Below are 26,394 nucleotides of genomic sequence, written 5' to 3' on the forward strand. Positions count from 1 at the left end.
GTCCTCACAGGGACAGAAACCTTTTTACAAATTCCTTGTTGGAAGGATAATACAAATGGGTAAATCCGCCAAAGACGTTCTTAAAACTCTGATATCCCTCCCAGGAGCGCTTTCCTGAAGGCTTTGACATTTTTAAAACCTGGCCATTATTGGTTGTGTCATAATAGTGAAATTCATGACCCTTCATAGTCTCACCCATCTTTAGATATGGATTGTCCAAAAGAGCTGTGACATTTACATATCCAAAATGTGACAGCTTCGAAGTCATGTGGGATTCTCCCTCAAGAACTCCAGCCATCAAAGCGGTATTCCCTTCTATATCCGTCATGCTATTTTGCAAATATAAAAATCCCCCGCATTCTGCAAGGATAGGCATTCCTTCCATGGCCGCTTTCTTTATGCTCTCTCTCATGGATACATTCTCCATAAGCTGTTTCCCATAGAGCTCCGGATAACCGCCTCCAAGGATCAGCCTGTCCACCTCTGGTAGTTCCTTATCATGTATCGGAGAAAAGAACTTAATCTCTGCCCCCATATTCTTTAAAAGGTCCAGGTTATCCTCATAGTAAAAGCAAAAAGCCTCATCAAAAGCCACTCCAACTCTGGTCTTTAATTGGATTTCTTTTGAAGCTTCATTATCTATAGTAAGCTCCTTAGCCTCTTTGGCTATTTCAAGAAATCTTTTAAGGTCAAGACTTCCCTCTAGCTTATCTGCTACCAAGTCTACTTTTTCAAGGATATCCGGCACTTCTTCTGGAAGCACCAGTCCTAAATGCCTACTGGTAAAAAGAGTCCCCTCAAGCTTTGGAAGAAAGCCCAGAACCGGGATATCCAGCTCTTTTTCTATCTCTCCGGAAATATCCCTGACTATCATAGGAGAAATATTATTTAAAATAACTCCCTTTAAGACCGTCTTTCCATTATCCTGGCCGTAATCTGCAAAGCCCTTTATAAGTGGAATTACAGACCTGCTCATACCCTTTGTATCTACCACAAGTATTGCAGGCGTCTTTGTCTTTTTACAAAGATCATAGGAAGAACCCTCCATAGACAGAGCGCTTTGGCCATCAAAAAAGCCCATAACTCCCTCTATGATAGCCACATCACCACCCAAAGCTCCCGCCATCAGGGTTCTTTTTACCCCCTCTTCTCCAGCCATAAAAAGATCAAGATTTCTGGAAGGGACTTCCAGAACCTTTTTGTGGAACATGGGGTCGATGTAATCCGGACCGCATTTAAAGGCCGCCACATTGTAGCCTTTTCTTTTTAAAATTCTCATAAGCGCGCAGGAAACCAAGGTCTTGCCACTGCCGCTTGATGGCGCGCAGATCATAACTCTTGGAATTTGCACTTTATATTCAAAAGCCATAACTCACCTATTCTGCTCTAAAACAGCTATATACACGGGGTTTAGAGCATCTGCCATGTGGTAATGCCCCTTTGCCTGGTATCTTGTGACTGAAACAAGGGATACATAGGTCATTTCTAAATTCATCTTCCTGGCAAGGGTGGTAACCATTGATAGAGTCTCAAGTGTCACGCAGTTTAATACAATCCTTACCTTTGGGTTTTCCTTTAAAACTGCCTTTAGGATTTCTTCAAGCTTTCCTCCGCTTCCTCCTATAAAAACATGGCTTGGCCTTGGTAAGTCCAAAAGGACCTCCGGGGCTGTTCCTTCTACAATATGTATATTTGACAGTCCAAACTTTTCCCTATTTTTGCAAAGAAGCTCTGCTGCCACTTTATTTTTTTCAAAAGCATAAACCTCTATATCCGGATGAAGCAAAGCTGCCTCTATAGAAATCGATCCAGTTCCCGCACCTATATCAAAAAAGACGCTTCCAGTCTTAAGTTCAAGCTTTCTAACAGACAAGGCTCTGATTTCTTCCTTGGTCATGGGGACATCTCCCCTTATCATGTCCTCATCTCTGACAAAGGGCCCTGCAAGAATATTATCTGTATTTTTATTTTCTATATACAAAAGAACTTTATTTCCATCTATCAGATTGGTATCAGTTTTCCCCTCTTTGACCACTACTTCTGTCAGCTTTTCTTTTTCGCTTCCAAGGTCGCACCCAAAAACCAATCTAAAATGGTCTCCTGTCTGAAGGACTTCCCCTACTATTCTCTTTGCATCAGATATATCTGAAGGAAGTACTATCAGCTTGGGACTTACCATAGCGTAGCCTGCCACATTACACTTTCTGCCGTGGGCGCTTAATATCCTGACATCTTCAAGACTTACTCCAAGCCTGTTTGCAAACAGGGATACAGATGATATTCCAGATAGCTTGCAGACCTTGAAGCCTGCCCTTTCAAATATCCCTGCAGACTTTTTGGCCCCGCTTGAAACTGCAATGTCACCAGAATAGGCAACAACAGCTCTTTTATATTCAGGATGTTGCTGGAGATAGTCTATTATCTTAGAGGTTTCAAAAAAGCTCTTTACCTTTCCAGAAAAGCTCTCAAGACGCTCCACTACTGATGGTGCTCCAAAGATAATGTCGCTCTCTTCAAGAGCCCTAAAGGTTTCCAGAGTAATAAGCCTTTCCTCCCCAGGTCCTATCCCTGCAAGAACTATCTCTCTTTTTTCATTATTATCAGTAAAAGATATTCCAAGATATTCCGAAAGCTTTTTTAAAACTTCCTCCATGGAAAGATGCTCAACTTCTGTCTCAGGATTTGCACTACTATTTTCAGGATTTTTTACTACTACTGCCCTTATGCCGCACTGACGCGCTGCCTCAAGCTTTTCGTAGTACCCTCCAGTCACCCCGCTTTCCTTGGTAAGAATAGCCTTGGCATCTATCTCTTTTATAAGGCTTGTATTTATCTGGGTAGAAAATGGCCCCTGCATAGCGATTATCTGCTTGCCGGAAAGTCCCGCCTCCTGACAAAGGGTGATGCTCTCAAGGCTTGGAAGCACTCTGGCGTAAACTCTTTTCACATCGCCTATCTGCCCTATGATTTCTTGTAAATCCTTGCTGCCTGTAAGAAGGAGTATATTTCCCTCTGTTTCCTTCAGGACTGCTCCTGCCTCCTTCATAGTATTTACATAGGATACGAAGTCCTGCTGATAATCAGGATCTTTAGTATTTCTTGACAGCCTAAGGTAGGTTGTATGGGACTCTTTAGCCGCAGTCCTTATTTCATCTGAGGCTTTGACAGCAAAAGGGTGCGTTGCGTCTACAACAATCCCAAACTCACCACCGCTTAAGAGCTCTTTTATCTTTTCCTTTGAAAGCCTGCCGGTTAAAACTTTTGTTTCTCCGCTTCCAAGCTCAATATCTCTGCCATATTCAGTTGCAACGCTTACTATATGGGGAACATTCTCTTTCCTTAAAAAGTCAGAAAGAACTCTTCCTTCTGTTGTTCCGCCAAATATTAAAACCTTATCTTTCACTTCTGTATCCTCTTTTAGTGATCATATGTCCATCAATAAGTTCAGAACTGGAATTACCGATAAATACAGTGCAGAACATGTCTGCAGGATACTCAGTAAGTTCCTTTAAGGTCATTATCTCCATTTTTTCGTCCTGCCTTTTGATATTTCTGGCAACGCCGCATATTCTGCTCTCTTCTAAAGTCTCCATAAGGATTTCTGCTGCCCTTTTGAGATATCCGCTCCTTGACTTACTCTCCGGATTATAAAGAACTATGACCATATCAGACTCTGCTGCCGCCCTTAGTCTCTTTTCAATTGTATTTACAGGTGTCAGCCTGTCGCTTAAACTGATCAGGCAAAAATCGTGTATGAGCGGTGCTCCCAAAAGTGCTGCTCCGCTTATAGCCGCAGTTACCCCGGGGATCACTTCTATTTCCACATTCTCAACATTTTCATCCCCATCTCCCTGCACCAGTTCAAAGGCAAGTCCTGCCATTCCATAGACTCCGGCATCTCCGCTGCACACAAGCGCTACCACCTGACCTTTCCCTGCTCTTTCAAGGGCCATGGCAACTCTTTTCTCCTCGCCCATCATAGGAGTTGATAAGTACTCTTTGTCAGGAAAATATGGTCTTAAAAGGTCACAGTACACCGTATATCCTGCTACCACATCGCATTCCCTAAGGGCCCTATCCGCCCTGATCGTCATATCTTCATAGCATCCAGGTCCGATGCCGACAACATATAATTTTCCCATATCATAGCCTTTCCCATTCTCTGCCTGAAGTTATAATGCCAGCTGCAAATGTAACTCCATCCAGGGCTTTTTTACTACAGATCAGCCTTGCGCCGTAGGCACACACTGCTCTCTCGCAGATATTGTCAACTCCAGTTACCTTTTTTACAAAGTCAGAGGAGCTAAAATCCCCCTCTTGGGCAAGAAGGGTGTCACTGTCATAGGTTATAAACTCAGCTCCAAGTTCCCTTGAAAGCTCAATGAGCCCAGGTTCCCCCCTCTTAATATCAGCTGAAACAATTGCTCTTACAGCTCTTTTTTCTATATGTTCCTGCAAAAGCCCTGTCAAAAGAGCTTTTTCAAGTTCGTCCTTTGTTTTTCCCTTTTTGCAGCCCATCCCCACTACAACATTTCTAGGAATAAGTAGGAGTGCATCTTCGTCATATACTCTGCTGGTTATGACAAGCTCTGCCTCCTCTACGTTAGTTCTGCGAATATTAGCCGGAAGCTGGATATTCTTATTTTCCAGACACTCTTCAAATTCTGGATCTATGTAAGCACTGCTGCTTCCTGTTTTTAATAGTCTTGCCGTAAATTCTTTTGCCTTTTTCATGTCTGTTATAACAAGATCATTTTCCTTGGCAAAAACGTCAACGGCAAATTCTCCCCTGGTATCTGTCGCTGTAGTCATTACAGCCCTTGCCCCTGTCAAAAGAGCTATCTTTCTGGCAGCCTCTACGGCTCCTCCCAAATGCCCTGACAAAATTGGGACTACAAACTCTCCCTTTTCATCCATGACAATAACAGCCGGATCAGTCTTCTTGTCGCGGATAAATGGAGCAATTGCCCTTACCGCAATCCCGCAGGCTCCAATGAAAATCAGGACATTTCCGGATTCAAAATTATCTCTGGCCCAGTCAGCTACTGACGAAACGCTCTCTAAAACTGGCACATCAACAGCATCAGAAAGCTCATTAAAAAGAGCCTCTGCCAGCCTATCCATCAGCTCCTGCCCCTTGTCTGTAAAGCATATTATTTTGTATTTATCTAAGCTTATCTGCTTCAAACTATCCGCTCCGTTTTTCCTTTAGAACATTTCTTCCTTGAGCTTTTTTATTACCTTGCCATAGTTATCTCTCTCATGAGGGAAGGTACAATCCATGCAGTTTTTTATGCCTTTTTCAGTGTAGCTGTAGGTTCCTCCACAGTCCTTTATAGTGTATAAAGGACAATAACAGAACAGGCAGTTAAACCTCTCCCTTGGAAGGTCATGACATGGGAAATACTCGCACTTATCATTCACAAAGCATGCACTATGGCGCTTTATATCATCCTTATCAAAGCCCTTCAGGATTTTTTTATACTTGTCATCGTCAAGTCCATACAGGTCTTTTATAAGAGCTTTTTCAAGAACATTTTTCGGCTCTTCTATCGCTACGTGTCCATCCTCATAGACAAGAAGGAGTCTGTCTGCCACATCAAGAGCAAGTTCTATTTCATGGAGCGACATTATTATTGTCACCTTTTCTTTTGCAAGCTTTCTTACAACATCCATAAGCTCCATTCTGTGCCTGATATCCATATATGAGGTTGGTTCATCCATCACAAGGTATTTAGGTTTCTGGCATATAGCTCTTGCTATAAGGCATCTCTGCTTCTGTCCGTCACTTAGTGCATCATAAGGGGTATCTGACAGCTTTTTTATCTTCATGGTTTCAAGAACCTCTTCCACAATGGCAAGATCTTCTTTTCCATACCTTCCAAAGCCATCTGTAAAAGGAAGTCTCCCTGATAGGACCACATCTTTGCAGGTCATAAGCTGAGGGCGTATTCTCTCTGTTGTTACTATTGAAAGCTCTTTGGAGATTTCTTTGGCTGATAGAGAAGACAATTTCCTAAGGTCAAGATAGACCTCTCCCTCTATAAGAGAGAGGCTTCCGTTTATGCTCTTTAGTAGCGTAGATTTGCCACCGCCATTTGGCCCTATCAGGCATATGATCTCTCCCTGCCTTATATCTATATTTACATCTCTGACTACAACCTTACGTCCGTAGCCTGCTGAAACCTTTTCAAGCCTCATTTCGTCCATGTCTCCTAACTATCATATAAATAACTATTGGCGCTCCAAATAGTGATGTGACTGCAGAAATATTAAGCTCTGTGGGCGCAAAAAGCTGTCTTGCAAGAAGGTCACTAAACATGCAGAACACTGATCCGGCAAGGAAAGATGCCGGAATCAGAACTATAGGCCTTGAGGTTGCAAGAAGCTCTCTCATAAGGAATGGAACTGCTATTCCGATAAAAGATATTGGTCCTACAAAGGCCGTAACGCAGGCAGAAAGAACGCTTGAAATAAGTATGACCATTAGTCTTACAAATTTTACATTTATTCCAAGGCTTCTAGCATAGTTCTCAGTCAGCCTAAGTGCATCAAGGGGCTTACTAAGCAGCATCACAAGAATTGACATAAGCCCTACAAGAATAAGCGCATAGTATACGCTATTCATATCTATTCCAGAAAAGCTTCCCTGGGACCAGCTGTGAAGATTAACAATATCCGAGTCGTCAGCAAAGGCAATAAGAAAATCCGTGATGGCACTGCAGATATACCCCACCATGATGCCTGCTGCCAATAAAACTGCCATGTTGGACACAACTCTTGATATGAGGATTATGAAACTTGTAGTCACAATTGCCCCCACAAATGCAGCTGACACCAGAAGAAGATTTGAACTTCTCCCAGTACTGCCCACTATAAAGATCAGGACTATCGCTACCATCATCTTGGCTCCAGAGGAAATTCCAAGAATATATGGGCCTGCAATAGGATTTGAAAAGTAAGTCTGCAAAAGAAATCCCGACACCGCAAGGCCTCCACCTAGAATAAATGCCATAAGGGCTCTTGGCAGCCTTATGTCCATGATGATTGTGCTATTCACATCTCCCTGACTATTACCAATAATGATATTCCATATTTCCCTGACAGGAATATTTACATTTCCTATGCCTAAGTTCATAAAAAAGGCAATAATTATCAGCAGAACCAGCATCAGATATACTGCACATCTTCTAACCTTTCTGCTTTCTTCCTTAATTGTCATCCTGTAAATCCTTCTTATTTTTTGCCCCTGAAAAGCGTTTCAAAGTCCTTGTCATATAGCTTTGACTTCTCGTAGTTTCCTGTACTTACAACGTCTCCAACTATTATTAGAGCTGTTTTATTTATTCCCTGCTCTCTTGCAATATCAGGTATTTTCTCAAGAGTAGAAACAAACTTCTTTTCATCCTGCCAGGTTGCCTTATAAACAATAGCGCATGGGGTATCTGCCCTTCTTCCAGAAGCTATGAGTCTTGCACAAAGCCCTTCAATATCACCTGCAGATAAGAAAAATACCATGGTGGCCTCATGGCTTGATAAGGCCTCAACTGACTCTTTTTCCGGAACCCTGGTCCGTCCCTCCATTCTTGTTATTATGACGCTCTGACTTACACCAGGCAGGGTATATTCAAGATTAAGAGCTGCTGCCGCGCCGCAAAAAGAGCTAACTCCAGGAGTATCATCATAGGCAATCCCCAGCTTATCAAGTTCATCCATCTGTTCTCTGATAGCTCCATAAATACTGGGATCTCCCGTGTGGAGCCTTACAAGGTCCTGTTTCTTTTGATCTGCCCTTTTCATGATATCAATGACTTCTTCCAGGGATAAAAGGGCGCTATTATATATTTCGCATGTATCCTTGGCATATTCTAAAAGCTCTGGATTAACTAAAGAGCCAGCGTAGATAATAACGTCTGCTTCCTTGATCAGTCTCTGCCCTCTTATTGTTATAAGATCAGTTGCTCCAGGGCCTGCGCCCACAAAATGAACCATTTACCGTTCCTCTCTTACTCTTCTACTTTTTTTAAACCATCTTCACAAACTCTAAAGCCCTGTCAGTCTGAGTCAGCTTTGTGTATTCGTTTGAAAAAACTATAACTTCTGCCGCAAGCTTTCCATCGCACCAAAGTTCCATGTTTCTTTTTATATTATCTGCAATTAGATCAAAGACCTTATCCCTTATTCCGGCCTCGGTAATCAGCCTTACAGCCTCATCTGTCATAACGCAGTCCATGACCTTTTCGCAGAGATCATCTATATTCATGTCATCCCCTGAAACCTTTTTGATCAGGTCCACAAGTATTTCCATCCTGTGATCTCCGTAGGATGAATGTGTATTTTTTATTCCTCCTGACACCTTTACAAGTTTGCCTAAATGTCCGCAGAAAAGAATCTTTGAAAAGCCCGCATCTGCTGCCATTTTCACTGTATCATAGACAAAATTGGAACACATTACAGCCTTGTCCTCTTCTATTCCATATTCATCTCTTAGAAATTTAAGGCCATAGTTTCCAGGTGCCATCAAAAGTACCTGCTCATTTTGGGCTTTCATCTGGCTTATCTGAGTCTTTATGGTGGCAACTATTGCTTCATCGCTCATAGGCTTTACTATCCCGGTTGTTCCCAGAATTGAGATGCCACCCACAATTCCGAGTTTTGGATTAAAGGTCTTTTTAGCTATTTCTTCTCCGCCTGGAGCACTTATTTCAACAGCTACACCTTTATCAGACAAGCCATTATCCTGTAGGACCTCTCTAATATTTTCCTTTATCATCTTCCGCGGTATGGAATTTATGGCAGCTTCCCCGACAGCCTGGTCAAGGCCTGGCTTTGTAACCTTGCCAATCCCCTCTCCGCCGGATATTAGCACATCCTGCTCGCAAGTCTCTAGAAAGGACACTTTGGCATATATCTTCATCCCGCTTGTAACGTCCGGATCATCTCCGCCATCCTTGACTACAGCGCAGGATACGCACCTATCTGTCCTGTCTATATCAAGTATCTCCGCAAGAAATTTAGGCCCTTTGGGAGTAACGATAGATACTGTATTAATTTCTTTTTGACAGATCAGCATCATAAGAGCCGCCTTAGCAGCTGCAGCTGCGCAGCTTCCAGTGGTGTATCCGCACCTTAATTTCTGTCCGTCTTTTTCAATGTATAGATTATTATCCATATCTTTTCACATATTGTACAAAAAAGAATTGCAGATAGCAGCAGCTACCCCGCTTCCGCCCTTTCGTCCCACATTAACAATATAAGGAACATCCATTTCAAGGATAAGCTTCTTGGCTTCAACTACATTTACAAAGCCTACAGGGACTCCTATTATAAGTTCCGGTCTAAAGCCCTTTTCATCATACAATTCTCTTAGCCTTATAAGGGCTGTTGGCGCATTTCCAATTGCAAAGATAAGAGGCTTTCCTATCTGGGATGCCTTCTCCATGCTGACATATGCCCTTGTGACCTGCCTTTCTCTGGCTATCTGTGCCACCTCTTCATCTGCCATAAAACAAAAAGCTTCTCCACCAAACTTTGAAAGAGCCTTTTTATTTATCCCTGAAAGAGCCATATTGGTGTCAGTCACAATACTTGCTCCGTTTCTTATGGCATCCTTGGCTTTTTTTATTACATTTTCAGAAAATACCAGGGTATCAGCATAGTCAAAGTCTGCCGTTGTATGTATCGCCCTTACAACAGTAGGTTCTATGTCATCTGGTATCTCTTTTCCCATCTGAGAAAGCTCACTTCTTATTATCCTAAAGCTCTCGCTTTCTATTTCTGATGGCAAAACCTTTTTTATCTCCATATATCTTTTCCTTATAAACCAATCGCATTATAGATAAGCTTCCAATCAAGGCTCTCTCTTAGTGTATCCGCCAGCTTATCAAGTTCTTTTTCCTGAATATCATTCTTGCTCTCAAGCTTAAAATCTCTTTTAGGAAGCTTTCTGTGTTCACAGACAATATCCACAAGTCTCTTTGTAAAATCCCTGCTGTCAAAAATTCCATGAACATAGGAGCCAAGGACATTTCCCTTGGTAACTACAAGGTTCTTGTTATCACTACAAGCCATGCTGCTTCCCATGTGAATCTCATAGCCTTCTATCTGACAACCGTTTAAGCTATCAAATATTCCATCTGCGCCTTTTACTACTCCCTCAACCTGCTTCAAGGTCTTCTCACTTTTAAATACTGTGCTCACAGGAAGGAGGGATAAGCCTTCCTCCAGGCCCTTTTTCTCTGCGCCAAGTTCATCAGAAACACTAATTCCCAGCATCTGATAACCTCCGCAGATGCCAACAACAATGCTTCCCTTTTCAGCCAGATCTCTTATTCTGTTAAAAAGACCTGTCTCCTTAAGCCATTTAAGATCTCCAATTGTATTTTTGGTTCCTGGCAGGATTATCAGATCAGCCTGGCTTAGAGCATCTTCTGAATCTGTGTAGATAACTTCTATTTCCGGGTCACTATCAAATATTGAAAAGTCAGTGTAATTGCTGATAAAGGGAAGTCGCACTACAGCTACTTTTACCTTTCCTTCCCCCTTAAAGCCTGATGATGTTTTAAGTCTTTCTGAAACGCTATCTTCTTCATCAAGCATTAGTTTTACATAAGGAACTACGCCTGCAAAGGGGATATCGCAGTAGGCCTTAAACATTTCAAGTCCAGGCTCAAGAAGCTTTACATCTCCTCTGAATTTGTTTATGATAAGACCCTTTATTCTGTCCCTTTCCTTTTGCGGCATAAGGCTCACAGTTCCAAGGAGCTGGGCAAAAACTCCGCCAGGGTCTATATTTCCTGCAAGAAGAACTGGGGCATCTACAAGTTCCGCAAGTCCCATGTTCACAATATCATTTGCCCGCAAATTTATCTCAACAGGGCTCCCTGCGCCTTCTATCACAATTATGTCATTTTCATCAGCAAGCCTTTCATAGGCTTTTAGGATGTCCGGAATAAAATCTTTTTTTATCTTAAAATAGTCTGCCGCTCTCATATTGCTGACAGGCTCCCCTGCTACTATGACCTGGGAAGTTGTATCTCCCATTGGTTTTAGCAGGATAGGATTCATGTCGGCACTTGGCTTTTTGTGGGCGGCAAAGGCCTGAAGCGCCTGGGCCCTTCCTATCTCTTTTCCATCTATAGTCACATATGAATTAAGGGCCATGTTCTGGGATTTAAAAGGGGCCACCTTGTAGCCATCCTGGTATAGCACCCTCAGCATTCCCGCTGTCAGAATACTCTTTCCCGCTCCCGACATGGTTCCTTGTATCATTAGATTTTTTGCCAATTAAGTATCTCCTTAGTTAAGCCCATGGAAAAACTCTGTCTCTTTTTCCTGGCTCATGATAACTTGATTCAAATTCTCGATTATAGTTCCAGTCTTTCCTGCAAATTGATACAGAGCTTTATCCGTATACCACACGTTTCCTTCTCTTACAGCATCAAACTGAGAAAAAAGCTTGTCTACAGAGGTAAGCTCATCGATTGTAGTTGGTGCATTTTGTATTGTTCCATTGTATATGAGGATATCTGCTTCTTTTGCATAGGCCAAAAAAGCTTCCACACTTATGGTCATCTGAGTAGATGCCATATCTTCCTGGTTTTCCACAGGTGACAGATACTCGCCGCCTGCCTGCTCTATCATTTTTGATAAGTAGTCATTTCCTTTTCTTGTAACTATCTGATGATTGGAATTGACAGAAAACACTGCAACCTTTTTCTCGGAAGTGCCGCTTTTATCAAGGCTCTCCACAAGTTGCTTCTGCTGGTCAAAAAATTCCCCAGCCTCTTTTTCTTTATCTGCTAAAAGCCCATATACCCTGATCCACTCAAGTCTTCCCAAGGGTTCATTTTCGTAACTTGACCTGTCTATAAAAACTGGTATTTCCAGATCTTCAAGTCTCTCTAAGACCTTTGGAGCATGAAGGATCATAGTATTTTCTATAGCCAGCTGTATTTTCTTTTCCAGGATCATCTCATAATCAGGGGCATTATACTTGCCTCCATAGATAAGACTTCCATTTTCCATTGCCTCTTTTGCAGAAGCGATGTACCAGTCTTTTTCCTGAATGCTTGAAAGGCTGACAAGATAGGTAGCACCAAGGCTGTCAAAATGGCACATTGCCCCGGTAGCGGCCAGATATATATCAGAAAGTGGCCTTTTTATCACAGTAGTGTCAGAAGGAAGCTTGTCCGGGCACTTTACGCCCTCAGGAAGTATCAGATACTTTCTGCCATCATCCACAGTTATCATGGCTATATCTTTTTCATACCTGTGTATTCTAAAACCCTGAGCATAGTCATTTTCATCACTTGATAAAAGACTATACCCTTCTAGCACAGGGGCATTCAGACTTTCAAGCCTGTCTTTCTCTGAAGCATTAGTCTTAAGGGCGTTGTCTTCCTTACTATCTTCAATAGCCGCATCCTCTTCCACCAGAGAAAAAGTAAGTGTGTAATCTATAAGATGCGGCGAACTCATAGCAGTAGTGTCTGCCTGAACCTGCATTTCTTTATCAAGGACCACAGGGATAATAAATTCAGAGTTTCCTTCCTCATTGACGGGAGAATAAGTCTTGCCGCTTACTATCATATAATCATAATTTGGACTGCTAAATACAATATCCGCAGTCATTTGTCCATTTTTGACCTCTATCTTGCAGGGGCTTTCAATGTAAGCCTTTCCGCTTCCTCCCGTAAGAGTAACAGATGCGGCATATTCCCCATCTGGAATTCTGCCGCATCCCCACAAGCAAACAAGCATGGCCAAAAACAATAAGATAAACTTATAGTTTTTTTTATTTAAGTACACTTCCTGTATGCTCCACATATAATTTCTGAACTTCTTCAATTCTTCCAAGTCCTGAAATCTGACAATCTACGCTTTCAAAAGAGCCATCTGCTTCAAAGCTGCTCTTCCATGAATCTTCCTCATCTCCTGCCATGTCATTATTAGCATGGTCACCTGCAACAACCATAAGAGGACGAAGAACTACCTTCTTGTATCCTGCTTCCTTAACCTTATCAATAACCTGTGAAAGCTCTGTCTCTTCTGGTTCTCCCTCAACTGTTCCGATAAATACGTTCTCATAGCCAAGTTCATCCATCTGAGTCTGCATCTGTGAATAAGTAATCTTGGCAGTATGTGATGTGCCATGTCCCATAAATACAAAAGCTGTTCCAGCATCAGCAGCATCCTTAAGGCTTGCAAATCCAGCTTCCTTTACTGCTGCATCAGTAATAGCCTTGGCAACTGTCTCTTTATCCTCATTGATCACAGTCGCATCTTTTCCAACCTCACCAAGAAGTGGCTGTGCAATAACTACTGTCTCAATCTTATCTTCATAATCCTTGAGTGTTGCGCAAAGCTCGTCATATTCTGCACCATGCATAAGGTGAGTAGGCTGAATCACAAGTGTCTTTACGCCGTTGTCCACTGCTCTCTGAAGAGCCTGATCAACGTTATCGATCTTCTCGCCATCTCTTGCAAGTACGTGATTGATGATAATCTGGGCTGTAAACGCTCTTCTTACTGACCAGTCAGGATATGCCTTGGCTATTGCCTTCTCAATACCACCAATATCATTAGCTCTGCTGTCGTTAAAAGAAGTACCAAAGCTTACTACAAGTATCTCTTTTTCTCCGATATCATCAGCATTAAGAGGATCATCCTTGGAAGCATCTCCTGTATCTCTTCCAAAGTAGTCAGGATCTGCGCTTTCTCCCTCGACAAGCTCTTTTTGCTCATCTGTAAGTGCATCCCATGCCTCTTTTGCCTCTTTGCACTGCTTTTCTGTATCCTCAGTCCATTCCTGAACGTAGATTGCATCAATAAGATCTGCTACATGGTCTGCCATAGCCTGATCGTCATCTCCCTCATGTGGTTTAACGTTTGAAACCTTTACCTTATGGTCATACCATTTTTCTTTTGTGCCGATAAGGGCAAGGTCAAACTCCTGGTCAATTGCTGGAACCGGAACATCAAAGCCGTATACTTCCTCTGTTGTTCCGTCTTCATATTTTACTGTATCAGTAGTAGGTTCAAGAAGAACTGCACCCTCCTTCTGGGCATCTTCTGCTGTGCCAGGGAAAAGATTAACTATGTTCTTGGAAGGAAGTGTAATGTGTATGGTCATCTCACCGTTTGCAACAGTTAAAAGGCCCTGGTCGCCATATGCTTCATTTATATGGAACATGGAACCATCTGTTGTAAAGCTGGCATCGTATACTCCATCTTCAAGAGCTGCCTGGTCTGCATTTTCTGCAGGAGTAGTCTCTGCTACACTTGCCTCTTCTACACTACTTTCTGCTACTGTGCTACTCTCCACACTTTCTGCAGGCTGTGAGCCATTACAAGCGCACAAGCCAAATGCAAGTGTAGCTGTCAGCATCATTGCTACTAGATTTTTTTTCATAATAATTTGCCTCCTTTTTTGGGTGCATATTTACATAAGAAAAAAGAGAACCTCATCACGAGATTCTCCTACAAAGCATCCATATCAAATGCGCATATTAAGCGCACAAAACTAACAGCAAAAGACATACATCTTTTGCTAAATGGCTTCGTACAGTCAATTCCTCGTGACCTTGGCTGCTCTCATAAGATAGCACCCTTTGTACAGCGACAGGCAGGTCTCCCGGCTGATCGTTTGTCATTTAAGACGCAGCATCTTCCCTTCCCAGGATACTATTTGCGTATTCCCAGTGGTTATAAAGAGCTGCTGGCAAAAGCCAACGAATCACGGTGACGAGATCGTGCGGGACTTACACCCGCTTCCCTTTTCATCTGCACATCAGAAAAATCCTGACTGCAGACACCTTCCGCCTTATTAAATTATAAAGTCATAATAACACATAACCCCTGATTAGGGTAGACCGGCCAAAACTTTCTTGATAAGTCAGGCATTTGTACGTCCAAGCGTAAATTGTTGCATGAATGACGGTTGTTATGGTAAAATGTGATGTTAGTCGGAGGTTTATATGAGCAAAGATATCAAGCCTAAAAAACATAGGCATAAACGTCATTATACCTTTATGATCATATCTGGAGATTCAGACGGCAGCACCAAGCGTTTGCATCTCAATCATTTCAAGACTCAGCTGCTTGCGTACTCATGTTTTGTTATAGCCCTGGCAATCGTATGCTACATTATCTATTCTGCTATAACAATTAGTTCGCTGAGAGACATGCAGTCACGGCAGAGCGCGGAGATACAGGAACTTACAGAAGAAAACAGTTCTTTAGCTGCCGATAATGATAAATTGCAGACGGAGGTAGAACAGCTCTCTGCTGCAATCAATAAGAGGCTTGAAGATGAACAGATTTCTGCGGAGGAGGCACAGGCTCTTGCTATGCCTACAGGTTTTCCTCTTTCAGGAACAGCTTCTATGACAAGCGCAGTTGACGACACCAACTCTACTACTATTACTGAGCTTACAGATGACAACAAGGATTCTGCTACAGGCAACCCAATTGTCATGTTCACAGCTGGGGAAGGCAGCAACGTTATAGCTTCCGGAACAGGAACAGTGCTTAGTGTTACTACTGATGCCAAGTTTGGCAATATGGTTTCAATCGACCACGGCAATGGTTACATTTCCATTTATAGAAATGCCGGCGATCCCCTGGTAACAGAGGGAAGCTCCATAGACAAGGGCGACATCATTTTTGTTGTGGGTGAACACAATACTTCCCTTGGATATCAGCTTCAGCAGGACGGCAAATATATTGATCCAGAAGAGTTAATTGAGATTAACGGATAAAACGGAGGAAAAAAAATGTTTGGAAACAAGAAAGAAGCTGCGACTATCGAATCAGCTCTGGAGCAGGTTGGAACTATAATCGGTCCAGGTGCGGTTATTGACGGTCCTCTTACCACCAAGGATTCCACGCGAATCGATGGCACTGTAAAAGGTAATGTCACTATCAGTGGCGCACTTATTGTTGGTCAGGAAGCAAGAATTGATGGAACAGTTTCAGCCATGAACGTCTATGTAGCAGGAACAATAAACGGAAATATTACTTCTCCTCAGGGCAAGGTTGAAATCAGCGATACTGGCAAGGTTTTTGGAGATGTTACTTGTAAGGGAATCATCATTGATGAGAATGCCGTATTCCAGGGCAAATGTGAAATGACAAATCTTGACAAGAACTCAGCTGCAATTGCCAAGGAAAGAGCCGCTGCTGAAAAAAGCGAAGAAACCAAAAAAGACGACAATAAGAACGAAGATAAGAAATAATTTATAATATAATAGATAAAAAAGTCGAGTGTCTGACCGGCACTCGACTTTTCATTTAGGCATATTAAAATACAAATTACTCAATCCTGCATTCTCTCGAATACAAGCTCATAACCATCGTCTCCGTAGTTAAGAGAACGGTTAACTCTACTGATAGTAGCTGTTGACGCACCAGTTTTCTCAGCAATCTCAAGATAAGTCTTGTGATCCCTAAGCATAGAAGCAACTTCAAATCTCTGTGATAAAGATAAAAGTTCGTTTACTGTACAAAGATCTTCAAAAAAACTATAACACTCTTCCTTATTCTGAAGGCATAGTATAGCGCTAAACAGGTGATCAACTGCATCTGTTCTGATTTTCTTATTCATACGTAAGTCTCCTTGATTTTATTTTCGCCATAATTTTCTCTGTATTCCGTATAAAATACTTTCGTGCTTAAACATTTTATCACTCTGAACCAGTAAAGTAAAGTGTTTTTTCGCCTTTACTTTTGCACTTATATGTGATAATCTAGTTTTGTTGTCATAGTACAACAGAACGATTATTTTTTTATTTTTAGTGGAGGTATTACAATGAACAAAGGTACTGTTAAGTGGTTCAACAACCAGAAGGGTTACGGTTTCATCTCTGACGAGGCTGGAAATGATGTATTCGTACACTATTCAGGACTCAACATGGAAGGTTTCAAGTCTCTCGAAGAGGGTGCTTCTGTAGAGTATGATGTAATCCAGGGCGAAAAGGGACCTCAGGCCGTAAACGTTAACAAGCTTTGATCCAAGGTAATTCAGAGCTAATTTAATCAGACTACAAAGTGCCTTATTCTAATATATATATATTGAATTCGCAAGATTGTAACAATGATTAATCAACAAAAGCCATCTGGTGCAAACCGGATGGCTTTTTTGACCTAACGAATTTAGAAACTTTTTTCTTTAAATACAACTCTTTATCACTTCATCTATTTTTAAACTTCCACCGAAAATATCAAGTGCGCTTCCCACAGTGATATCCACTCTGTTTTTTCCAAGTTTCCTGACTATTCCGATATCCTCTATTGTATGTACTCCGCCTGCATAAGTTACAGGAATCCTGCCCCAGTCTCCAAGTATTCTCACAACATTCTCTTCTACACCGTTTTGCTTGCCCTCGACGTCAGCAGCATGGATCAGAAATTCGTCGCAGTACTGAGAAAGATCATCAAGAGTTTCCTTATTTAGCTCAACACTTGTCATCTTCTGCCAGCGATCTGTAACAACAAAATATTTTTTGCTATTATCAGCTGTATCTGTAGTTTGTATTTCTACAGGATTTCCATCTTTATCCACAAGAGCAGCTTTGCAGGAAAGATCCAGAACAATATGTTCCTTGCCTACAGCTTTTACTAGTCTTTTAAGATTGGTCTTATTTATCTTTCCATTTTTAAAGACATAGGAAGTAACAATAACGTGAGATGCACCAGCATCCAAAAAATCCTGAGCATTGTCACTATTTATTCCTCCACCAATCTGTAGGAGTCCAGGTGTAGCAGACAGTGCTGCAAGGGCTTGTCTCTTTGTGCTCTCATAGTAGGGACTTTCTACTGGATTTAACATTATTATATGTCCGCCACAAAGTCCCATTTCGCGATACATTCGGGCATAAAAGTCAGCTTTCTTCAAGGACGAGAAGTTTTCAGTTGCCTTTTCTCCAGCATCCTGAAGGCTACTTCCAACAATCTGTTTAACTTTTCCATTATGTATGTCAATGCAAGGTCTGAATCTCACTTTTGGCTCCTCCCCCGCTGTTTATCATCATTATGCAAGCGCATCAGCCATATCATACATTCCAGCTGGCTTTCCAGCAAGGAACTTGGCTGCTGTGATGGCTCCTTTTCCAAAGATAGCTCTGGAATAGGCCCTGTGTGAGAATGTCACAACTTCATCATGGCCAGCGAAGATAACATCGTGATCACCTACGATTGTACCACCTCTTACTGCAGAAATACCAATTTCCTTGGGGCGGCGTTTTTCTCTTCTCTGGCTCCTGTCATAGGTATATTCGTACTTGTCATCAAAGGACTCATTGATAGCATCTGCAAGAGCAATAGCTGTTCCTGAAGGCGCATCAAGTTTCTGATTATGATGCTTTTCAACAATTTCGATATCAAAGCCAGCCTCTGCAAAAAGAGGTGAAACCTCTTTAAGTACCTTTAAGAGAGCATTAACTCCAACTGACATATTGGCAGAACGAAGGATTGCCACCTTGGAAGAAGCCTCCTCTACCTTGGCTAGCTGCTCCTTTGAAAGGCCTGTAGAGCACAAAACAACTGGAATTCCCTTTGCCACTGCATGATCAAGAAGTCCATCTACAGCAGAAGCATTAGAAAAATCAACAATTACATCAGCCTCAACATTACACTCAGAAAGGCTCTTAAAAACAGGAAATTCATAATTATTCTCGCCAAAAGCATCTACTCCGGCAACTACCTGGATATCTTCATCCTCTTTTACCAAATCTACAATAACATGTCCCATACGGCCATTGCAGCCATGCATGATCATTTTAGTCATCGCTTATTTCCTCTCTTCTATCGTATTAGCTTTTTTCTGCTAAGCATTGTCCACTTTGTTCTTGTCATTATCAGATAAGTCCGAATTTCTTCATCTCAGCCTCAAGTGCTGATCTGTGTGTCTCCTCCATCTCTGTAAGAGGAAGACGAAGTGGGCCAGCCTCAAAGCCAATCATCTTAAGTGCGCTCTTTACTGGAATTGGGTTAACCTCAGAGAAAAGAGCCTTCACAAGAGGAAGAGCCTTGAACTGAAGCTGTCTTGCTGATGCAAAATCACCCTCAAGGCACTTCTGACATATTTCATGTGTTTGTCTGGGAGCTACATTTGAAAGGACAGAGATAACACCAAGTCCTCCAACAGACATAATAGGTACGATTTCATCATCATTGCCTGAGTAAAGATCTACGCTGCCTTCTGCAAGCTGCATCATAAGTGATGTCTGAGCGATATTACCTGTAGCGTCCTTGATACCAACAATGTTCTTGCAAGTTCTGCACAGTTCTACCACAGTCTCAGGAAGAATGTTGCAGCCAGTTCTGCTAGGCACATTATACAGGATCATAGGAATACTGATAGCATTGGCAATGGCTGTGAAATGCTGGATAAGCCCCTTCTGAGTAGCCTTATTGTAATAAGGAGTTACGCAGAGAACTCCATCTGCTCCGTACTCCTGTGCAAGCTGTGAGAGCTCTATAGCTGTCTGTGTGCAATTAGAGCCAGTTCCTGCAATAACAGGAATTCTCTTATTGACCTTATCTATACAGAATTTAACTACATCCATATGCTCTTTTTCCGACATTGTTGCAGCTTCACCAGTAGTTCCGCACACGATAATAGCGTCTGTTCCATTCTCAATCTGAAATTCAATGAGTCTTGCAAACTCATCATAATTAACTTCTCCGTTTTCCTTAAATGGAGTTGCGATAGCTACTCCTGCTCCCTTAAAAATTGCCATGTTATCCTCCTTAGAATGCAGACTTTAGCATAGTTTAAAACCGTAAAAATGGCTCAGCAGATATATCTGATGAGCCATTACAAAATCCTATTCCCAGTAACTAATATAAGAATGAATTTGATAGCGCCCCATCTTGCGATGACAGTCATGCAGCTATTAACTGCATGCCCAAGCATCTGATCTACAGGAATCAGACCTTTCGGCATATTTACCTTCCACAACGCTTCTACTGTGCCTGACACATCCACGTAGTTACTCATTAAATACGCAACCTCTATCTAAAGTCTTATGTTTGTTTTTTAAATAGTACAACCGCTGTCAAGTTTTTGTCAATACAGTGGCATTTTTTCCTATAAAGATGTCATTATGAGTTTATAATTTTTTTGGTTGACCAATATATAGACGCGTGCTACAATTCACTAGTTTGAAATGTAATGGGTTTTTTCTATATTAAGGAGATAAAAAGATTTATGAAGCAGACTAGAAATGATGTAAGAAACGTAGCTATCATTGCCCACGTTGACCATGGTAAGACAACTCTTGTAGATGGGCTCCTTCGTCAGAGCGGTGTTTTCCGCGCTGGTCAGGAAGTTGTTGAACGTGTAATGGATTCCGGCGATATCGAGAAAGAGCGTGGAATCACCATCATGTCCAAGAATACTGCTATCACATACAAAGACATCAAGATCAACGTTATTGACACTCCAGGCCATGCTGATTTCGGTGGCGAGGTTGAGCGAGTACTCAAGATGGTAAATGGCGTTATCCTTGTTGTTGACGCTTTTGAAGGCCCTATGCCACAGACTAAGTTCGTTCTTGGTAAGGCTATGGATCTTGGTCTTCCAGTTATCGTTTGTATCAACAAGATTGACAGACCAGAGGCAAGACCTAAGGAAGTTATTGACGAAGTACTTGAGCTTCTCATGGACCTTGGCGCAGATGACAATCAGCTTGATTGCCCATTTGTATTTGCATCAGCCAAGGCAGGAACATCTTCCCTCTCAATGGATGAGCAGGGCACAGATATGAAGCCTCTTCTTGATACTATTATCAACTACATCCCAGCTCCTGTTGGTGATCCAGATTCCAGCACACAGGTTCTTATCAGCACAATCGATTACAACGAGTATGTAGGACGTATCGGTGTAGGTAAGGTTGATAACGGTGTTGTTAAGGTTAACCAGGAAGTTGTTGTTGTTAACCACCATGAGCCTGATAGACGTATCAAGACCAAGATCAGCAAGCTCTATGAGTATGATGGACTTGGAAGAGTAGAGGTTCAGGAAGCCAAGATTGGATCTATCGTTGCTATTTCTGGTATCGAGGATCTTAAGATTGGTGATACAATCTGCTCAGTTGACAATCAGGTTGCTATCCCATTCCAGAAGATTTCTGAGCCTACAATTTCAATGAATTTCATTGTTAATGACTCTCCTCTTGCTGGTCAGGAAGGTAAGTTCGTAACAAGCCGTCACCTTCGTGACAGACTTTATAGAGAGCTTAATACAGACGTATCTCTCCGTGTAGAAGATACAGATACAACTGAGACCTTCAAGGTATCTGGCCGTGGTGAGCTTCATCTCTCAGTTCTTATCGAGACTATGCGTCGTGAGGGCTTTGAGTTTGCAGTCAGCAAGGCTGAGGTTATCTATCATACAGATGAAGCTGGTCACAAACTTGAGCCTATGGAGAAATGCTACATTGATGTACCTGATGAATTCTCAGGAAGCGTTATCCAGAAGCTTGGCGAGAGAAAGGGCGAACTCGTAAATATGGGTGCCGGAAACGGTGGCTACACTCGTCTTGAGTTCAACATCCCATCACGTGGGCTTATCGGATATAGAGGTGAGTTCATGACAGATACAAAGGGTAATGGTATCATCAATACCATTTTTGACGGATATGCTCCATACAAGGGAGATATGAACTATCGTAAGACTGGTTCTGTTATCGCATTCGAGACTGGAGAAGCTACTGCTTATGGTCTTTTCAATGCTCAGGACCGTGGTACTCTCTTTATCAAGACTGGTGACAAGGTATACTCAGGTATGGTTATCGGAACCAGCGGAAAGAGTGAGGACGTTGAGGTTAACGTATGTAAGACCAAGCACCTCACAAACACAAGAACTTCTTCTTCAGATGAAGCTCTTAGACTTGTTCCACCTCGTGTTATGTCTCTTGAGCAGTGTATCGAATTCATCGACAACGATGAGCTCCTTGAGGTAACACCTACAAGCCTTCGTATCCGTAAGAGAATTCTTGATCCTACACTTCGTAAGAGAGCAAGCTTCAAGAAATAATTGCCAGAATATGGCTCAACAAGATATATCCCAGGCTGTCGTACTTTTTAGTGCGGCAGCCTTTTTTGTCATTACTTTCCCCAGCTCTCATAATCCTTGAATTTTACTTTTAAGTCTGTATAATTAAGCCCATGAGTGAAAGAGAATCCTACAAGATAATAACTTCAGAAGGAACAGGCGAGATTGTGGAAAAGAAATCCCGCTTTATTGCCAATGTCTTTTCCGTAGAAAGTCAGCAGGATGCAGAGGCCAAAATTGCTGAAATTTCCAAGAAATACTGGGATGCCAAGCACAACTGCTATGCCTATGTCATCGGCCCAAATGGCGAGAACACTAAGTGCAGTGATAATGGCGAACCCTCTGGCACTGCAGGCAAACCTATTTTGGAAGTAATAAATGGTGCAGAACTTACCAATACCCTGATCATAGTCACAAGATACTTTGGCGGCGTTCTTTTAGGAACTGGCGGCCTTGTTCGCGCCTACACTCAGTCTGCCCAGGCAGGGCTTGCAGCCTCTGAGATTGGTGTCATGACCTACGCTCAGAAGCTAACTCTTACAGTTGGTTACAACATGATCAACAATGTCCAGTACTATCTGTCTCAGAATGAGATTCCTATCGCAGACTCCCGCTACGAAGCTGATGTCCAGTTCGATATATGTGTAAGAGAGTCCGACATTTCCCGCATCACAGCTGGTCTCATCCAGAAATGTGAAGGTCAGATCCAGATCTCAGAAGGTGACAAAGGCTACTACCTCCTCTAAGCCACCTCCCTGCCGCTCCGAGTAAGTGCGATCACTCATTCAGAAAGTTTTTTCGTCGGCTTCAGTTCGGATATTCATGGACTTCTGGAAGAGACATAAGAATTCTACGGTTCAAAACTCGCGCCAGGGCAGCGCTTGCGAATCGACCAGTTTCCTATGCGAGTCTTTTCTGGCAAATGCAATTTTCTAATGTTTCCACAGCAGTTTTTCCCGCGCATGCGAAGCGTTGTCTGAAGCAGGACGGGGATATTTATCTTTATAAGAAAATGCCATTTGGCGCCTTGCGCCTAAAAGAAATACGACATCAATCTTCCAAGCTCGCTTGAAGAAGTTGATGTCGTATTTCTTTTATAGGCCCGTATCACGGGCGATGGCATTTTCTATTGTAATATTACTTCCCGTCCTGCAAGTTTTAGCTGCAGCATGCGCATTAAAAGAAAAACTGCGTAAACATCTAAGAAAATCTGCATTTGTCAGTGACGAGCACTACGGAAACTGGCGTGAGTAAAAAGCTGCCCATTGGCGCTCGGACATGTTGAACCGAAGCAGAATTCTTATGACCTTCCAGAAGTCTCATGAATACACCCTCCTTACACAGACGAAAAAAACTCTCATGAATATCGTTCCACACTTACTCGGAGGAGCAGGGGATTCTCCCCGCAACTGTAAATGGGAGGTGGACCTAAAATTTGTCTTTCGCAGGCGCAGGGGTTATAATAAGGTGTTGTAGTATGCGACATTATAATCAGATGCAGCTTTCTTCCTATGAACTGCATCAAGCTTAGCGAGGATAATTTATGAATTATGGAAAAAGAGGTATCGTAGCGCAGGCGAGAGCCCTTAACTCCGGTACAGATAAATGGGGTAAAAAGATTTCTCTTTTTGGCCTTTATGCAGCTCTTTCCCTGATGATTGGAACAGTTATCATTGGTTCCAGTGCAGGACTTGGTGTGTTTAATGGCATTAGAGACACATCGCCTGATATCACAAATATCAGCGTTACTCCAAAAGGCTTTTCAACATTTGTATATGATACAGATGGCAATCAGATTGCCAAGCTTGTTTCTACAGATTCCAACCGTATTCCTGTAACCTGGGATATGATTCCTGAAAATCTGGCCAATGCATTTGTTGCCATTGAGGATAACAGATTCTATGAGCATAACGGAATCGATATCCAGGGTATCATAAGAGCTGGAGTTGAAGGCATTAAATCTGGTGGTGATTTTTCGCAGGGTGCCAGTACTATAACCCAGCAGCTCATCAAGAATAACGTCTTTTCCGGATGGACCAATGAAGCTACCATGCAGAAGATTAAACGTAAGATTCAGGAGCAGTACTTGGCTGTTCAGCTTGAGAAGACTATGTCCAAACAGGAAATACTCCTCAACTATCTGAACACTATCAACCTTGGATCAAACACACTAGGTGTTCAGGCAGCTTCTCTTCGTTACTTTAATAAATCCTGTAGCGAACTTACTCTTTCAGAGAGCGCATGTATAGCTGCTATTACTCAGAATCCTAGTAGATACAATCCTATTACTCATCCTGAGAAGAATGCCGAGAGACGTAAAAAGGTTCTGAATGACATGTGTAAGTACGGCTTCATTACAGAAGTTGAGCGTGATTCAGCACTTGAGGATGACGTATATTCCAGGATTCAGAATGTCAATCAGGAGACAGGCGGAGATTCTACTATCAATTCTTACTTTGTAGACGCTCTGACTAACGATGTACTTGATGACCTCATAGCAGCTGGATACAACGAGACTCAGGCCTATACACTTTTATACAGCGGTGGACTTAAGATCTATTCAACACAGGATTCCAAGATCCAGGCTATTTGTGATGAAGTTTATCAAAACGAAGAAAATTATCCATCAGGAACCAAGTGGCTTCTGAGCTATGAATTGTCAGTTCAGTCCCCAGATGGTACCGTGACTAACCATAGCACAGAAATGTACCAGTCCTATTACAAAGAACGTATAAAAGGCTTTAACCTGCTCTACTCCTCTGAGGAAGCAGCCCAGGAAGCAATTGACGCTTACAAGGCCGATGTTATGGGCGAGGGCGACACAGTTCTTGGTGAGAAGATAACACTTACTCCACAGCCTCAGGTTTCTATTACTGTAGAGGATCACAGCACAGGATATGTGGTTGCCATGGTAGGTGGCCGTGGTCAGAAAACTGCCAGCAGAACACTTAACAGAGCAACAGATGCATATCGTCAGCCAGGTTCTACCTTCAAAGTTCTTTCAACCTACGCTCCTGGTATTGACAGCGCCGGCCTCACGCTTGCTACTGTATTTAACGATGCCCCATTTGCCTATGATAATGGAACTCTTGTAAAAAACTGGTGGGGATCTGAATATAGAGGTCTTAATACTGTAAGAACAGCCATCAGAGATTCTATGAACGTCATTGCAGTTGAGGCATTTACACTTATCACTCCTCAGCTCGGATACGACTACCTCAAGAATTTTGGCTTTACTACCATAACTGATGGAGTGGTCATAAACGGTAAAGTTTACTCCGATATCCAGCAGTCAACTGCTCTTGGTGGACTTACCTTTGGTGTAAAAAATATTGAGCTCAATGCCGCATACGCAGCAATTGCTAATGGTGGTGTATACATTGAGCCTAAGCTATATACTAAAATTGTCGACCACGATGGCAATGTGATCATTGATAATACTGAGCCCAAGTCTAAGAGAGTTTTAAAAGAGACAACTGCATTTCTTTTAACAAGTGCTATGTCAGACGTTGTTACAAGCGGCACCGGTGGATCAGTAAACTTTGGCACAACTGCTATTGCAGGTAAGACTGGTACAACTACAAACTATGTTGACGTATGGTTTGCAGGTTATACCAACTACTACACAGCAACTACATGGACTGGCTATGACAACAACGCTCACATGGGTGATCCTGCTGAGAAAAATCTCTCCAAGACAATGTGGAGAAAGGTCATGTCCAAGATTCACGAAGATCTTCCATACTCTGGCTTTTCTGTTCCATCCGGAATTGTAACAGCTACTGTATGTTCAAGATCTGGCAAAGCTCCTATAGAAGGCTTGTGTAATGGAACTCTTATGAGTGAATACTTTGAAGAAGGAACAGTTCCAACAGAAAGCTGTGATGTCCACTATGCGGGAACTATGTGTGCTATCGACGGTCGTCCAGCTACAGAGTTCTGTCCATTTAAGACAGCAGGTGTATTTGAGCTCACCCCCGAAGTTCCAGCAGCTCTACAGTCCGGCTTCGTAAATTACACACCGACCAATTCGGCTTATACTACAGTGACTGATGAGAATGGCAATGAGGTCCGTGTTCTTAATACCTGCCATCACACTGGAGAGTTCATGACTCAGGAAGGAATTGACGCTATAATTGCTGCGGAACAAGCTCAAGCAATTGCAGCGGCTCAGGCAGCTCAAGCCGCAGCTCAGGCAGCCAATCCAGAAGCTCCTGCTCCTGAACAACCAGCAGCCGACTCAGTAGTCAATGAAGTTCCAGCAGATGTATCTGCCGGCAACTAACAGGCCATCGTTCTATTTAAGAAAAAAATGCCATATCCCGCATCGCGGG

Annotated in this window: 22 protein-coding genes and 2 riboswitches; of the genes, 6 read left to right on the forward strand and 16 right to left on the reverse strand. The window is 42.4% G+C overall.

The window, feature by feature from the left end:
• Window positions 1–4: 4 nt before the first annotated feature.
• The 12 genes from G631_RS0107210 to G631_RS18420 are packed head-to-tail and all read right to left on the reverse strand — an operon-like array spanning window position 5 to window position 14,413.
• Entirely contained in the window at window positions 5–1,369 is a 1,365-nt protein-coding gene (locus tag G631_RS0107210) for a cobyrinate a,c-diamide synthase (protein ID WP_242829074.1), read from the reverse strand.
• A 3-nt stretch (window positions 1,370–1,372) separates the two neighbouring features.
• Complete coding sequence (gene cobK / locus G631_RS0107215) at window positions 1,373–3,403, reverse strand: precorrin-6A reductase (RefSeq protein ID WP_026488885.1); 2,031 nt, start codon at window positions 3,401–3,403, stop codon at window positions 1,373–1,375.
• Complete coding sequence (cobJ, locus tag G631_RS0107220; RefSeq protein ID WP_026488886.1) at window positions 3,393–4,142, reverse strand: precorrin-3B C(17)-methyltransferase; 750 nt, start codon at window positions 4,140–4,142, stop codon at window positions 3,393–3,395. The genes cobK and cobJ overlap by 11 nt, the downstream gene beginning before the upstream one ends.
• A 1-nt stretch (window position 4,143) precedes the next feature.
• The gene (locus tag G631_RS18405) at window positions 4,144–5,187 is read right to left on the reverse strand and encodes a cobalt-precorrin 5A hydrolase (protein WP_051196981.1); all 1,044 of its coding nucleotides are present in this window, start codon (window positions 5,185–5,187) and stop codon (window positions 4,144–4,146) included.
• A gap of 21 nt (window positions 5,188–5,208) precedes the next feature.
• Window positions 5,209–6,201, reverse strand: a complete 993-nt coding sequence (locus G631_RS18410) for an ATP-binding cassette domain-containing protein (protein WP_051196983.1) — start codon at window positions 6,199–6,201, stop codon at window positions 5,209–5,211.
• Window positions 6,191–7,222: a FecCD family ABC transporter permease gene (locus G631_RS0107235; protein ID WP_035789477.1), complete on the reverse strand. Its 1,032-nt coding sequence runs from the start codon at window positions 7,220–7,222 to the stop codon at window positions 6,191–6,193. Before G631_RS0107235 ends, G631_RS18410 begins: the two co-directional genes overlap by 11 nt.
• A 14-nt stretch (window positions 7,223–7,236) precedes the next feature.
• The gene (cobM, locus tag G631_RS0107240; RefSeq protein ID WP_026488888.1) at window positions 7,237–7,992 is read right to left on the reverse strand and encodes a precorrin-4 C(11)-methyltransferase; all 756 of its coding nucleotides are present in this window, start codon (window positions 7,990–7,992) and stop codon (window positions 7,237–7,239) included.
• A gap of 31 nt (window positions 7,993–8,023) precedes the next feature.
• Window positions 8,024–9,172, reverse strand: coding sequence for a cobalt-precorrin-5B (C(1))-methyltransferase CbiD (cbiD, locus tag G631_RS0107245; protein ID WP_051196985.1), 1,149 nt, complete (start codon window positions 9,170–9,172; stop codon window positions 8,024–8,026).
• 6 nt (window positions 9,173–9,178) lie between these two features.
• Window positions 9,179–9,805, reverse strand: a complete 627-nt coding sequence (locus G631_RS0107250) for a precorrin-8X methylmutase (protein ID WP_026488890.1) — start codon at window positions 9,803–9,805, stop codon at window positions 9,179–9,181.
• Window positions 9,806–9,816: 11 nt separating this feature from the next.
• Window positions 9,817–11,286 (reverse strand): cobyric acid synthase, encoded by a 1,470-nt coding sequence (locus G631_RS0107255; protein WP_026488891.1) that lies wholly within the window; start codon window positions 11,284–11,286, stop codon window positions 9,817–9,819.
• Window positions 11,287–11,298: 12 nt separating this feature from the next.
• Window positions 11,299–12,810 (reverse strand): ABC transporter substrate-binding protein, encoded by a 1,512-nt coding sequence (locus G631_RS18415; RefSeq protein WP_051196987.1) that lies wholly within the window; start codon window positions 12,808–12,810, stop codon window positions 11,299–11,301.
• Window positions 12,797–14,413 (reverse strand): sirohydrochlorin cobaltochelatase, encoded by a 1,617-nt coding sequence (locus G631_RS18420; protein WP_330365677.1) that lies wholly within the window; start codon window positions 14,411–14,413, stop codon window positions 12,797–12,799. Before G631_RS18420 ends, G631_RS18415 begins: the two co-directional genes overlap by 14 nt.
• A 195-nt stretch (window positions 14,414–14,608) precedes the next feature.
• A riboswitch (cobalamin riboswitch) is annotated at window positions 14,609–14,835 on the reverse strand.
• A 143-nt stretch (window positions 14,836–14,978) separates the two neighbouring features.
• On the opposite strand from G631_RS18420, the gene G631_RS0107270 reads away from it, so the two are divergent.
• Window positions 14,979–15,761 (forward strand): murein hydrolase activator EnvC family protein, encoded by a 783-nt coding sequence (locus G631_RS0107270; protein WP_026488892.1) that lies wholly within the window; start codon window positions 14,979–14,981, stop codon window positions 15,759–15,761.
• Window positions 15,762–15,776: 15 nt separating this feature from the next.
• Window positions 15,777–16,238 carry a bactofilin family protein gene (locus G631_RS18425; protein ID WP_051196989.1) on the forward strand — a complete coding sequence of 154 codons (462 nt, stop codon included), beginning with the start codon at window positions 15,777–15,779 and terminating at the stop codon, window positions 16,236–16,238.
• 80 nt (window positions 16,239–16,318) lie between these two features.
• Here the strand turns inward: G631_RS18425 and G631_RS0107280 are convergent, their stop codons facing one another.
• On the reverse strand, window positions 16,319–16,606 hold the full coding sequence (locus tag G631_RS0107280; RefSeq protein ID WP_026488893.1) for a YerC/YecD family TrpR-related protein: 288 nt from the start codon (window positions 16,604–16,606) through the stop codon (window positions 16,319–16,321).
• A gap of 204 nt (window positions 16,607–16,810) precedes the next feature.
• Here G631_RS0107280 and G631_RS0107285 point away from each other — a divergent pair, with 204 nt between their 5' ends.
• Window positions 16,811–17,011: a cold-shock protein gene (locus G631_RS0107285; protein ID WP_013281837.1), complete on the forward strand. Its 201-nt coding sequence runs from the start codon at window positions 16,811–16,813 to the stop codon at window positions 17,009–17,011.
• Window positions 17,012–17,170: 159 nt separating this feature from the next.
• Here the strand turns inward: G631_RS0107285 and hisA are convergent, their stop codons facing one another.
• The 3 genes from hisA to dapA form a co-directional block, all read right to left on the reverse strand.
• Window positions 17,171–18,001, reverse strand: a complete 831-nt coding sequence (hisA, locus tag G631_RS0107290) for a phosphoribosylformimino-5-aminoimidazole carboxamide ribotide isomerase (RefSeq protein WP_026488894.1) — start codon at window positions 17,999–18,001, stop codon at window positions 17,171–17,173.
• Between the two features lie 30 nt (window positions 18,002–18,031).
• Window positions 18,032–18,787, reverse strand: a complete 756-nt coding sequence (dapB, locus tag G631_RS0107295; protein ID WP_026488895.1) for a 4-hydroxy-tetrahydrodipicolinate reductase — start codon at window positions 18,785–18,787, stop codon at window positions 18,032–18,034.
• A 70-nt stretch (window positions 18,788–18,857) separates the two neighbouring features.
• The gene (gene dapA / locus G631_RS0107300) at window positions 18,858–19,742 is read right to left on the reverse strand and encodes a 4-hydroxy-tetrahydrodipicolinate synthase (protein ID WP_026488896.1); all 885 of its coding nucleotides are present in this window, start codon (window positions 19,740–19,742) and stop codon (window positions 18,858–18,860) included.
• Window positions 19,743–19,855: 113 nt separating this feature from the next.
• A riboswitch (Lysine riboswitch) is annotated at window positions 19,856–20,027 on the reverse strand.
• 185 nt (window positions 20,028–20,212) lie between these two features.
• On the opposite strand from dapA, the gene typA reads away from it, so the two are divergent.
• The 3 genes from typA (at window position 20,213) to G631_RS0107320 (ending at window position 26,345) form a co-directional block, all read left to right on the forward strand.
• Window positions 20,213–22,042 carry a translational GTPase TypA gene (gene typA, locus G631_RS0107310; RefSeq protein WP_026488898.1) on the forward strand — a complete coding sequence of 610 codons (1,830 nt, stop codon included), beginning with the start codon at window positions 20,213–20,215 and terminating at the stop codon, window positions 22,040–22,042.
• 131 nt (window positions 22,043–22,173) lie between these two features.
• Entirely contained in the window at window positions 22,174–22,806 is a 633-nt protein-coding gene (locus G631_RS0107315) for a YigZ family protein (protein ID WP_035789478.1), read from the forward strand.
• Between the two features lie 797 nt (window positions 22,807–23,603).
• On the forward strand, window positions 23,604–26,345 hold the full coding sequence (locus G631_RS0107320; RefSeq protein ID WP_026488900.1) for a transglycosylase domain-containing protein: 2,742 nt from the start codon (window positions 23,604–23,606) through the stop codon (window positions 26,343–26,345).
• Window positions 26,346–26,394 lie beyond the last annotated feature (49 nt).

The organism is Butyrivibrio sp. XBB1001 (assembly GCF_000424505.1).
In the GTDB taxonomy this organism is placed as follows: Bacteria; Bacillota; Clostridia; order Lachnospirales; family Lachnospiraceae; genus Butyrivibrio.